At 61.8% G+C, this 11866-nt stretch carries 10 protein-coding genes and 1 pseudogene; 9 read left to right on the forward strand and 2 right to left on the reverse strand.

The genetic code is table 11. The features are described from left to right. The first annotated feature begins 11 nt into the window (after positions 1-11). The 5 genes and pseudogenes from QZ656_RS14180 to tilS all read left to right on the forward strand — a co-directional run bounded on the left by QZ656_RS14180 (position 12) and on the right by tilS (position 5303). Complete coding sequence (locus QZ656_RS14180) at positions 12-1712, forward strand: IS66 family transposase (protein ID WP_291991655.1); 1701 nt, start codon at positions 12-14, stop codon at positions 1710-1712. Continuing rightward, entirely contained in the window at positions 1709-2566 is an 858-nt protein-coding gene (locus tag QZ656_RS14185) for a DUF4338 domain-containing protein (protein ID WP_291991654.1), read from the forward strand. The genes QZ656_RS14180 and QZ656_RS14185 overlap by 4 nt, the downstream gene beginning before the upstream one ends. Before the next feature lie 49 nt (positions 2567-2615). Then, positions 2616-2846: pseudogene (locus QZ656_RS14190) on the forward strand (DNA-3-methyladenine glycosylase 2 family protein); the annotation flags it as partial. Positions 2847-2947: 101 nt separating this feature from the next. Continuing rightward, complete coding sequence (locus tag QZ656_RS14195; RefSeq protein WP_291994016.1) at positions 2948-3916, forward strand: acetyl-CoA carboxylase carboxyltransferase subunit alpha; 969 nt, start codon at positions 2948-2950, stop codon at positions 3914-3916. Then, complete coding sequence (tilS, locus tag QZ656_RS14200) at positions 3885-5303, forward strand: tRNA lysidine(34) synthetase TilS (RefSeq protein ID WP_291994017.1); 1419 nt, start codon at positions 3885-3887, stop codon at positions 5301-5303. The genes QZ656_RS14195 and tilS overlap by 32 nt, the downstream gene beginning before the upstream one ends. 39 nt (positions 5304-5342) lie before the next feature. On the opposite strand, the gene QZ656_RS14205 is transcribed toward tilS, so the two are convergent. After that, positions 5343-5942 carry a response regulator gene (locus tag QZ656_RS14205; protein WP_291994018.1) on the reverse strand — a complete coding sequence of 200 codons (600 nt, stop codon included), beginning with the start codon at positions 5940-5942 and terminating at the stop codon, positions 5343-5345. Beyond that, positions 5939-7933: an ATP-binding protein gene (locus QZ656_RS14210; protein ID WP_291994019.1), complete on the reverse strand. Its 1995-nt coding sequence runs from the start codon at positions 7931-7933 to the stop codon at positions 5939-5941. Before QZ656_RS14210 ends, QZ656_RS14205 begins: the two co-directional genes overlap by 4 nt. A gap of 229 nt (positions 7934-8162) precedes the next feature. Between QZ656_RS14210 and QZ656_RS14215 the strand changes: the two genes are divergently transcribed. From QZ656_RS14215 to ndk, 4 genes are all read left to right on the forward strand, one after another. Continuing rightward, positions 8163-9176 (forward strand): TRAP transporter substrate-binding protein, encoded by a 1014-nt coding sequence (locus QZ656_RS14215; RefSeq protein ID WP_291994020.1) that lies wholly within the window; start codon positions 8163-8165, stop codon positions 9174-9176. 80 nt (positions 9177-9256) lie between these two features. Then, positions 9257-9961 (forward strand): TRAP transporter small permease, encoded by a 705-nt coding sequence (locus QZ656_RS14220; protein ID WP_291994021.1) that lies wholly within the window; start codon positions 9257-9259, stop codon positions 9959-9961. Next, entirely contained in the window at positions 9958-11241 is a 1284-nt protein-coding gene (locus QZ656_RS14225) for a TRAP transporter large permease subunit (protein ID WP_291994022.1), read from the forward strand. The genes QZ656_RS14220 and QZ656_RS14225 overlap by 4 nt, the downstream gene beginning before the upstream one ends. Before the next feature lie 179 nt (positions 11242-11420). Continuing rightward, positions 11421-11849 carry a nucleoside-diphosphate kinase gene (gene ndk, locus QZ656_RS14230; protein ID WP_291994023.1) on the forward strand — a complete coding sequence of 143 codons (429 nt, stop codon included), beginning with the start codon at positions 11421-11423 and terminating at the stop codon, positions 11847-11849. Positions 11850-11866: the final 17 nt, after the last annotated feature.

An 11866-nucleotide genomic window follows, 5' to 3' on the forward strand; every position in this document is an offset into this window, starting at 1 on the left:
AATCCGGCACCATGCGGCGCATGGACACGGGTGCGGACATCATTGGCGGAGGATCGGCGGCAAGTCACCGCCAAGTGGCGCCGTTCGCCGAGGTGTTGGTGACGTTGACCAAGGAGCAGGAAATCAAGCTCCGCTGGGAGGCCAGCTTCTGGCGGAGCCAACATCGACAAGCGCTGGTTCGGTTGGCGCAATCGGAGGCCGCTCATCGGGTGGAAATGGCGCAAGCGGCGGCGCGCGAGGCGGCCTTGCGCAGCGAACTGGAGCAGGCCAAGGGCAAGATCCGCGATCTGCAAAAACGCCTGTTTGGTCGCAAGTCAGAACGCTCTTCGGGAGCCGAGAAGAACCCGGCGGCGGACCAAAAATCGTCGCGAGCTCGAGGTCAGCAACCGGGAGCAGCGGGTCACGGGCGGAACCCGGAAAGTCACTTGCCGACGCAGATCGAGGTCATCGACATCGACTGCCCGCATTGCCCGGACTGTGGTCTGGGCTACGTCGACTTTCCCGGCACGGAAGACAGTGAAGTCCTCGAGATCGAGGTCAAGGCCTACCGCCGGAAGATCTGCCGGCGGCGCTACCGGCGGACCTGTCAGTGTTCGGGCGCGCGGGGTATTCTGACCGCGCCACCGCCGGCACGATTGATCCCGCGTGGAAAGTACGGCGTGTCGATCTGGGTGCACCTGCTGCTGTCGAAGTTCTTGTACGGCCAGCCGACGCATCGGCTTCTGCGAGACTTGTCCGACCACGGACTGACGCTCTCGGCAGGAACGGTGGCCGGCGGACTGCGTGCCTTGGCACCGCTGTTCGAGCCGCTTGAAGAAGCACTGCTTGGCCAACTACGCAGCGAGAAACAGTGGCACGCAGACGAGACCCGCTGGCGGGTCTTTGCCGAGACCGAAGGGAAGGTCGGACATCGCTGGTATTTCTGGGTGTTCCACGGCCCATCGGTCATCCACTTCGTGCTCGACCCGAGCCGCTCGGCGGCGGTGCCGATCCGGGAGCTCTCCGGTAGCGCCGGAGGAGTCATCATCTGTGATCGCTATTCGGCCTACAAGAAGCTCGCGCGAGTTCTTGACCACTTCATTCTGGCTTTCTGCTGGGCACATCAGCGGCGTGATTTCCTGGAACTGGCCAACGCCCATCCGGAGCTCGCGGACTGGGCACTGGCCTGGGTCGAGCAGATCGCTCAGCTCTACCACTTGAATGGACGGCGCCTGGAAGTCCGTAGCGACCCAGTACAGTGGGCCGAACGCGACCGCGCCTTGCGGCAGGCGATCACGCAAATGGCCAGTCAACGGGAAAGCGAACTGGCGAACCCGGCGCTCAAAATGCCGGCGAGCAAGGTGCTGCGAAGCATGCGCAAACATTGGTCCGGCCTGACCGTCTTTGTCGACCGCCCCGAGGTGGCGATGGACAATAATGCCGCCGAGCGCGCACAGCGCACGCCGGTGGTCGCACGCAAGAACTTCTATGGGTCGGGCAGTCTCTGGTCCGGCGCACTCGCCGCGACGATGTTCAGCTTGCTGCTGACGCTGCGCTTGTGGGGAATCAACCCGCGCACCTGGCTGACGGCGTATCTGGAGGCCTGCGCCGCCAACGGCAACCTGCCGCCGACGGACTTGAGTGCCTTTCTGCCCTGGGCGATGGCGACCGATCGACTGGCTCAGATGCGTGGCATCCCGGTCGATCAGAGCCGTCCCATCGATAGCTCGTGAAGCCTTATTGCGGGCGTCACTTTACCGACGACGAACTGCAGGCCCTCTGCCGCCTGATCGAAGCCCATCCTGGCAGCAGCCGCGCGCAACTGTCGCGCCAGGTGTGTGAGCTCTTCGACTGGCGTAAGCCCAATGGCGAGCTGAAGGATATGACCTGCCGGGTGGCCATGCTGCGTATGCAGGCCGACGGCCTGCTCACCCTGCCGGCGGCACGACGGGCCGCTCCTCGCCAACCCGAGTATCTGCCTACTCACGCCACCGATCCACAACCGTTGCTCACCCAGCCGGTGCATGAACTGCCGCCGCTGCGTCTGCATCAGGTCGTCGGTTCGGCGAACTCGCGTCTGTGGAACGAGTACATCGCCCGCTACCACTATCTCGGCCACACGCCCATGGCGGGCAGTCAGAGCCGCTACTTCGTCTTCGCCGGCGAGACCCTGGTCGCCTTGCTCAGCTTCGGCGCCAGCGCCTGGAAACTCGCCGCGCGCGAGCAATTCATCGGTTGGCACGATGAGCAGCGACAAAGGAACCTGCAACTGGTGGTGAACAATGCCCGCTTTCTGATCCTGCCCTGGATCCAGTGCAAGGGCCTGGCCTCCAAGATCCTCTCGCTTATGCAGCGGCAATTGCCCAAGGACTGGCTGGCGCGCTACGGCTACCGCCCCGTACTACTCGAAACCTTCGTCGAGACGCCCCGCCATCGCGGCACCTGCTACCAGGCCGCCAACTGGATCAAGGTCGGCCAAACCGCCGGCCGAGGCAAGAAGTGCCCCACCCGCAAGTCGATCCTCCCGATCAAGGATATCTGGCTCTATCCCCTTCACCGATCCTTCCGATCAGTCCTCTGCCGCTAACCCGCCTCGGCAATGGCGCTGGCGCGCTACGGGTTGGCCGAATACTTACGGGGTCGGCGTGTGGACCGCCGAGATGTTTCTGATTTTCAACCAGTTGCGCCCCGATGTTTTTCCGCTCGACGACATTGGTCTGCAGAAGGCCGTGGCCCGGCACTACTGTCAGGGAGAGCGTCCGCTACGTGCGCTGCTGGCGGCGCACGGTGAACGCTGGCGTCCGTGGCGTTCGGTGGCGACCTGGTATCTGTGGCGCAGCCTTGACCCGCTTCCCGTCGAATACTGAGAGCCACTGCAGGTCGCGGTCGGCACAGCCGGTGCCCGTTCTTTCGGGTTAGAATGGCGGGTTTCCAAAAATCAGCGTGCTTTCAAACAGGCTTGGGCGAGATGAAAACCAGTTTCCTCGATTTCGAACAACCGATCGCCGATCTGGAAGGCAAGATTGAAGCCTTGCGTTTTGCGCAAGACGACTCTGCGGTCGATATTTCCGAAGAGATTGGCCGTCTTGAGCAGAAAGGCCAGAGCTTGACCAGGGAGACCTACGCGCGGCTGACGGCGTGGCAGGTTTCACAGGTCGCGCGCCATCCGCAACGGCCCTATACGCTCGACTACCTGTCATTGATCTTTCGCGACTTCGAAGAACTGCACGGCGACCGCGGTTTTGCCGACGATCATGCCATCGTCGGCGGCCTGGCTCGCTTCAACGGTCAGGCAGTGATGGTGATCGGCCACCAGAAGGGGCGTGACACCAAGGACAAGATTTTCCGGAACTTCGGCATGCCTCGCCCCGAGGGTTATCGCAAGGCCTTGCGCCTGATGCGCCTGGCCGAGAAGTTCGCGATCCCGGTGTTGACCTTCATCGACACGCCCGGGGCCTATCCCGGTATCGACGCCGAGGAGCGCGGTCAATCAGAAGCGATTGGTCGCAATCTCTACGTGATGGCCGAATTGAAGGTGCCGATCATCGTCACCGTCATCGGCGAGGGCGGTTCGGGTGGCGCGCTGGCGATCGGCGTCGGCGACGTCGTGCAAATGCTGCAATACTCAACTTATTCGGTGATTTCCCCCGAGGGTTGCGCGACTATCCTCTGGAAAAGCGCCGAAAAGGCCAGCGAAGCCGCCGAGATCATGGGCATTACCGCGCCGCGCCTGCTGTCGCTGGGTTTGATCGACAAGCTCGTCAACGAGCCGACCGGCGGCGCCCATCGCGATTATCCGGCGATGGCCAAAAGCCTCGAACAGGCGCTGCAGGAATCCTTGCACAAGCTTGCCCAGATGCCGACCCGCGAGCTCCTCAAGAGGCGCCTTGAGCGCTTGATGGCCTATGGCCGGGTCAAAGAACCGGCACGGCGCTGACTTCAATGAGGCGCGGTCGGCCGAGCTGATTCCGCAGACGCTGGCGGCTTTTCTCGAGGCGCGGCTGTTGCCCGGCGCGCGTTTGTGCGTCGGCCTTTCTGGTGGTCTGGACTCGGTCGTGCTGCTGCACGCGCTCGCTGGACTGCGGCGAGCGGGCCACGCGGGTTACACATTCGATCTCGCGGCGGTGCACGTGCACCATGGTCTGAGCGCCAACGCCGACGCCTGGGCGGTTTTTTGTGCCGACTTTTGCGAGCGCCTCGGCGTGCCGTTGACGGTGCTTCGCGTCGAGGTGCCGCGTGCTGGCGGTGAGGGCCTGGAGGCCGCGGCACGGCACTTGCGACACGCGGTGTTTGCCGGCTGCGCAGCGGACTGGCTGGCATTGGCGCATCACCGCGACGATCAGGCCGAAACCGTCCTGTTCAGGCTGCTCCGTGGCGCCGGCGTCGCCGGGGCAGCGGGGATGCCCGCCGAACGCTCGCAGCTTGCCGGCCCGCGTCTGATCCGTCCGCTGCTCGAGGTCGCGCGTTGGCAGATTGCGCGCTACGCCGAAGCGCATTCGCTGGCGTGGATTGAAGATGAAAGCAACGCCGATTGCCGTTACCGTCGCAACCACTTGCGACGCCACGTGCTGCCGCGAATCGCCGAGCACTTTCCCGACGCCACGCAGGCGTTGGCGCGCGCGGCGCGCCATTTTTCCGAGGCGGCGGAATTGCTCGAAGATCTGGCGCGAGCCGACAGGGCAGCCGTTGCCGGCGCGTCGGGACGCCTCGAACTGACGTGTTTCAATGCACTGAGCCCACCGCGAGCGCGCAATCTGTTGCGCTTCGAGCTGCGCGCTGCCGGTTTCCGCGCCCCCGACGCGCGCTGGCTCGACGAGGCGCTGCGGCAGTTGGCGACTGTCGGTGCCCATTCGCTGATGTGCGTCGCGACACCGGATGGCGAGCTGCATGCTTACCGCGGCGAATTACACCTTGTCGTGCGGCGTCTGCCGGTGCCACAACTTGCCGTGCCCTGGCATGACGAGGCGGTCCTGCCGTGGGGCGCTGATCGGCTGCTGATGCTGCGCCGCAGCGGGGCCGGCATCAGCAGCCGCCTGCTCGCCGGCGCCGGCGTCTGTCTCAGGGCCAGGCAGGGCGGTGAGCGTTTGCAGCCCGATCCGCGTCGTCCGGGACGAAGTTTGCGGAACTTGCTGCAGGAGGCTGCGGTGCCGCCGTGGGAACGAGCTCGCCTGCCCTTGCTGTGGTGCGGTGAGCGCTTGGCGTGGGTTGGCGGCCTTGGCGTCGACGTCGCCTTCGCGTGTCCGCCGGGTGAGGAAGGGCTATTGCCGGTGTGGCAGAAGAGCGATGCTCGGTCGGCTGTCGGTCCTCCTCCGACCGCCACTTGAGTAGGCGGCGGTCGGAGGCGTCGCGACGCTCGACCTTGGTCAGCGTTTTCCGGCCAGCAGTTGCGCCAGTTCGACGGCCGTCCTGACGCCCATTTTTTCGAAGACATTGGCGCGATGCACTTCCACCGTGCGCATGCTGATCTGCAGTTCGTCGGCGATCACCTTGTTCAGCGTGCCGGCCAGCACCCGTTCCATGACCTGCCGCTCGCGCGTCGTCAGCCGGGTGCTCAGGGCATGTACGGTGTCGGCGTCTGACGCCGCCAGGCGCCGGTTTTCGTCGAGCTGCAGTGCTTCGATGACCCGATTGACGAGCTCGTTGTCGTTACAAGGTTTTTCGACGAAATCGAAAGCCCCTTGCTTCAAGGCAGAGACGGCCATCGGCACGTCGCCGTGACCGGTCAGAAAGATCACCGGCAGTTTGCAGCCGCGCCCGCGCAGGATGTCAAAAAGCTCGGGGCCGCTCATCCCGTCCATGCGAATATCGAGGACGATGCAGCCGCTCAGCGAGAGGTTCCAGGTGGCCAGGAAGTCTTCCGCCGAGGGGTAGCTCAGGCAGACGACACCGCGTGACTCGAGCAGCCAGCCGAGCGAGTCGCGGATGGCGTCGTCGTCGTCGACCAGATAGACGTGCGCGCTCATGGCAGGGCAATCGGCAGCGTGATGATAAAGACCGAACCGCCTTGCGGGTTGGCCTCGACCCACAGCCGGCCGTGGTGGAATTCGATGATCGAGCGGCAGATGTTCAGTCCCATGCCCATGCCTTCGGCCTTGGTCGAAAACAGAGGCGTGAACAGCTTCTCTTCAACCTCGGGCGGGATTCCCGGGCCACGATCGATCACCCGGATCTCCATCTGATTGTTGTCGAGCTGGCTGAGCTTGATCGTCAAGCGCCGGTACTCGGATGGGGTGTGGCGCATCGCCTCGATACCGTTGCGCATCAGGTTCAGCAGCACCTGTTCGAGCATCACCGGATCGGCCAGCAGTTCGGGGCGCATGCCCTGGATCTCGCGAACGATACGGACGCCGCGGGCTTTGGCCGCGCCCTCGATGAAGCCGACACTGTCGTCAATGACCTCGGCGAGATCGCACGAGACGCGCTTGGGTTCGCTCTTGCGCACGAAGTCGTGTACGCGGCGGATGATGTGTCCGGCACGCTGCGCCTGGATCGCCAGCTTGCCGAGTGCGTCTTTCAACTGCTCGGTGCTGAAGTTACCCGACTCGAGCTTGTTGAGGCAGCCGGTGTTGTAGCTGGTGATTGCCGCCAGCGGCTGGTTGAGCTCGTGCGCCAGTGTTGACGCCATCTCGCCCATGGTCACCAGGCGCGCGGTGACCTGCAGTTTTTCCTGCTGCTGCTGGGCGAGTTCCTCGGCGTGCTTGCGCGCCGTAACGTCGATGATCGATGCCATCCAGCCGGTTTGCCGACCATCGGCATCAATCAGTGGCGCCTCATAGACGAGTGCGTCGAAACGGCTGCCGTCCTTGCGCATCAGGCGAATCTCGAAGCCTTCTTGCGGCGCTTTGCCCTCCAGTACGTCGTCGTGCAGTTGCAGTGTTCTCTCCATTTCTTCCGGCGCCCAGTAGGGCATCGGTGGTTCGCGGCCAATCAGTTCTTCGGCGCTGAAGCCGACCATCTGCAGGAAAGCGGGGTTGACGTAGCTGACCCGACCGTCGAGGTCGCGGGCGCGCATCCCGACCATCAGCGAGTCCTCCATGGCCTTGCGGAACGCGTACTCCGAGCGCAGAGCCTGCTCGGCGTCGAGGCGTCTCTGGATCAGTCCACGTACCGCCCACAGACTCCAGAAGACCGCCGCCGCAAGAACAATGATCAGGGCGGTAATCAGGGTCTGCGCCAGATTGTCCGCCGCTCGGTAAGCGGTGACCTGCAGCACCATGCCATAGCCTGGCGGATCGAGAATGACCGGGTAGCTCAGGGCGGTCGCCGCGGCATCAATCTTCGACTTTCTGGCCAGCAGAGCGCCGCTGCTGTCGGCGATCTGGACCTGATATTTTTCGGCGAACCACCAGGGAACCTGGTTCTTGAGCAGACCATCAATCGAATAGACGCCGAGCAGCGTGCCCCGATAGTGTCCGTCGTCGAATATCGGAACGTAGATGTCCAACTGCATTCCCTCTGCCGTCGGATACGCGTCACTGTAGACCGCCTTGCCGAGGCGGGCCATTTCGATCGAGCGGCGGACGGATTTTTCGCCCGAAGCGTCTAGCAGGTGTTGCGGCAGGCTTCGCGTCGGCATGCCGTGCACCGCGGCGTGCGACTCGTCCAGCCACAGAATCTGTTGTAGTTCTGGACTGTTCGCCAGGATGTAGCGCGTGCGCAGGGCGAAAAGAGCCGGCCGATCTATGGCCCGGCCGAGGTCAATGGCGAGTTGCCGCAGTTGCTCCGAGTTTCCCTCGAGATGAAAGCGCACGCTCTGCTCCAGCCACAACACATCGGCAATCAAGGTTGAGCGTTGTTCATCAATCTCGTTCTGCCGCAGCAGCCAGAGCAGTGTGATCAGCAGGATCAGTAGCAGACCGACAGCGACCTTGAGGACCGATAGGTACCACTGTGACCAATTCAGAGAAGGGGGTCGGCGATGGCCATTATGGCCAGGGATGGGGGCATTTTTCATGGCGTCCTATCTTACACAAGGCTTACTGAAATATGACCGAAGTCTGTCCGCATAATTGTCGTAAATTGTGTATGGAGTCAGTGGTTTACATGTTTCGTTTAAGGTGCCCAGAATTGTCCAGAATTACGTGTTTCCCACAATATTCGCCGAGGTCGGCATCTGTATGATCTGCCTCCGCAAGTCCCTAATAGTTGTCTTGCAAAACCAGTTGCCATTTGGAGGAGATGCCATGAACGTTTCAAATTTGTTGTTCGGACTGCTTGCTTGCGCGCTCTCCGCAGCGCCCTTGACGGCCCTGGCGGAAGCGCCGATCGTCATCAAGTTCAGCCACGTCGTGGCCAACGACACGCCCAAGGGCCTGGCTGCCGAGTTCTTCGCCAAGCGCGCTGGTGAGCTGACCAAGGGCAAGGTCAAGGTCGAGGTGTACGGTAACTCGACGCTGTACAAAGACAAGGAGGAGTTGGAAGCGCTGCAGCTCGGTGCCGTCCAGATGCTCGCGCCGTCGCTGGCCAAGTTTGGCCCGCTTGGCGTCAAGGAGTTCGAAGTCTTCGACCTGCCGTACATCTTCGACAACTATGCCGATCTGCACAAGGTAACGCAGGGTGCGATCGGAGCCGGTCTGCTGAAGAAACTGGAGCCCAAGGGCGTGACGGGTCTGGCCTTCTGGGATAACGGCTTCAAGTCGTTCTCGGCGAACACCCCGATTCTGGTGCCCGAGGACCTCAAGGGCAAGAAGATGCGCATTCAGTCGTCCAAGGTTCTCGAAGCACAGATACGGGCGCTCAAGGCGATTCCGCAGGTAATGGCCTTCTCCGAGGTCTACCAGGCGTTGCAGACCGGCGTTGTCGACGGTACCGAGAACCCGATTTCCAACCTGTTCACCCAGAAGTTTTTTGAAGTGCAGAAGCACCTGGCGCTGACCGAGCACGGCTATCTGGGTTACGCCGTGATCGTCAACAAGAAGTTCTGGGACGGCTTGCCGGCCGACGTTCGTGGCCAGCTTGAAACGGCGATGAAGGAGACGACGGTGCACGCCAACAAGATCGCCAAAGAGCAGAACGACAAGGATCTGGAAGGTGTGAAGAAAAGCGGCAAGACGGCGATCCATGTGCTGACCCCGGAACAGCGCACGGCTTTCAAGAAGGCACTGATCCCCGTGCATGAAGAAATGGCGTCGCGCATCGGCAAGGATCTGCTGCAGTCGGTGTACAAGGAGACCGGCTTCGATCCGAGCAAGCTCTGAGCGCGGCAGGAACTTGGTGAACAGCCCGTTGGGACGCCTGGCCCAACGGGTTTTTTTTCAGGCAGTCGGGGGACTTCCGAATGAAAATACTTGATCACCTGGAGGAATGGCTGATTACCTTCCTCATGGGGGCTGCGACGACGATCATCTTTGCTTCGGTCGCGCATCGTTACGCGGCTGGCTATCCGATCCCGATCGTGCAGGATTGGCTGCTGTCACTGAACTTCGGTTGGGCGCAGGAACTATGCATCATCATGTTCGTCTGGATGGCGAAGTTCGGCGCGGCGTACGGCGTGCGAACCGGTATTCACGTCGGCGTTGACGTGATGATCAACAGCTTGAGCGACCGCAATCGTAGCAAGTTCGTCGTTATCGGCATGCTCGCTGGCGCCTTGTTTACCGGCGTCGTCGGTACCTTGGGCGGGCTATTCGTTTGGGATAACGGCGCCCATTACGCAATCTTCCAGTTTCTCGGCATGGACACCAGCGACATGTTCTCGGGGCCAACGACACCCGACCTCGAGTGGCCGACCTGGGTGGTCTATAGCGCCATTCCACTCGGTTCCTCGTTGATGTGTTTCCGCTTTCTGCAGGTCACGGTGGGTTTCCTCAAGACCGGCGAGTTGCCGCACCACGATCACGGTCACGTTGATGGACTCGACGAGGAAGGTGTTCCGGATATAGCCGAGCCCTACAGGATGGAGGACAACCTGCATCCCCATGACCGGACGTACGACAAGCGTCATCCGGAAGATCGCTCGGGCAACGGAGATAAGCAGCCATGAACGCAATGATCATATTCACGATGTTGCTGTGCCTGATGCTGACGGGTATGCCGATCTCGATCTCACTCGGCCTGACGGTGCTCAGCTTCCTCTTTCTGTTTACTCAGGTGCCGCTGGAAGCGGTAGCCCTCAAACTGTTCACCGGCATCGAAAAGTTCGAGATCATGGCCATTCCGTTCTTTATTCTGGCGGGCAACTTTCTGACTCACGGCGGTGTCGCGAGACGGATGATCAGGTTTGCAACCAGTATGGTCGGGCACTGGTACGGTGGCCTCGGCTTGGCCGGGGTGCTCGCCTGTGCGCTGTTTGCCGCCGTCTCTGGATCGTCACCGGCGACGGTCGTCGCGATTGGCTCGATCCTGATGCCGGCGATGCTCAAGGCCGGCTTCCCGAATCGCTTCGGCGCTGGCGTCATCACCACCTCGGGAGCTCTCGGTATCCTGATTCCGCCGTCGATCGTGATGGTCATGTACTCGGTGGCGACCAACACCTCGGTCGGCGCACTGTTCATGGCCGGCGTCATTCCCGGAATTGGCCTGGCGATGGTGCTCGGTGGCGTGACCTGGTATCGCGCCAGGTCGAACAACTACCCGCGCATGGCCAAGTCGTCGGGAGCCGAGCGTTTCAAGGCTTTTCGTGAATCGGCCTGGGGCCTGCTGTTGATCGTGATCGTCATGGGCGGTATCTACAGCGGCATATTTACGCCGACCGAGGCCGCGGCGATGAGCGCCGTCTATGCGTTCATCGTTGCCGTCTTCGTCTACAAGGACCTGTCGCTCAGCGACGTGCCGCGGGTGCTGCTCAACTCGGCAAACATGTCGGCGATGCTGCTGTACATCATCACCAACGCCGTGCTGTTCTCGTTCATCATGACCAACGAGAACATCCCGCAAGCATTGGCTGACTGGATGCTGGGGCACGGGCTGGGCTTGATCGCCTTCCTGCTGGCGGTTAACGTGATCCTGCTGCTCGCCGGTAACTTCATGGAGCCGTCGTCGATCGTTCTGATCTTCGCGCCAATCCTTTTCCCGGTAGCGATGAAGCTGGGGATCGATCCGGTACACTTCGGCATTCTGATGGTGGTGAACATGGAAGTGGGTATGTGCCATCCGCCGGTCGGCCTCAACCTCTATGTCGCCTCCGGGATTACCAAGATGGGGATTACCGAGCTGACCGTGGCCGTCTGGCCCTGGTTGCTGTCGATGCTCGCCTACCTGGTGCTCATCACCTACGTGCCGATCATTTCGACCTGGCTGCCGACCAGGATGGGCATGATGTAGCCGCCACGGCAAGGTTCGCGCGGTCGGGCGCGCGTACGGGGAAGCCCGTGCGCGCGCCTTTTTTCGTCGCCCGGCAGTAGCCGATTTGCGCCCCAGTGTTGGTATAATGTTAGGTTGTGTTTCTAGCGATATGATTTCTCGTTGTTTTTCTTGACCACCTGCCGTTTGGAGAATAACTCATGGCCATTGAACGTACGCTTTCCATCATCAAACCCGATGCCGTTGCCAAGAACGTGATCGGCAAGATCTACTCCCGTTTCGAGAGCAACGGCCTGAAGGTGATTGCCGCCAAGCTGGCGTGGTTGTCACCGCAGGAAGCTGGCGCCTTCTACGCCGTGCACAAGGAACGCCCCTTTTTCAATGACCTGGTGTCCTTCATGATTTCCGGGCCGGTGATGGTGCAGGTGCTCGAAGGCGAGAGCGCGATCGCCAAGAACCGTGAGCTGATGGGCGCTACCGATCCGAAGAAGGCCGAAGCAGGAACGATTCGTGCCGACTTCGCCGAGTCGATCGACGCCAATGCCGTCCATGGTTCCGACGGCGAGGAGACGGCGAATAATGAAATCGCTTTCTTCTTCCCGGCGATGAGCGTCTACTCCGGTCGCTAGGTCGAAGAACCGCTTTT

Origin of the sequence: Candidatus Accumulibacter sp. ACC003 (assembly GCF_907163085.1) — a bacterium.
Classification (GTDB): Bacteria; Pseudomonadota; Gammaproteobacteria; order Burkholderiales; family Rhodocyclaceae; genus Accumulibacter.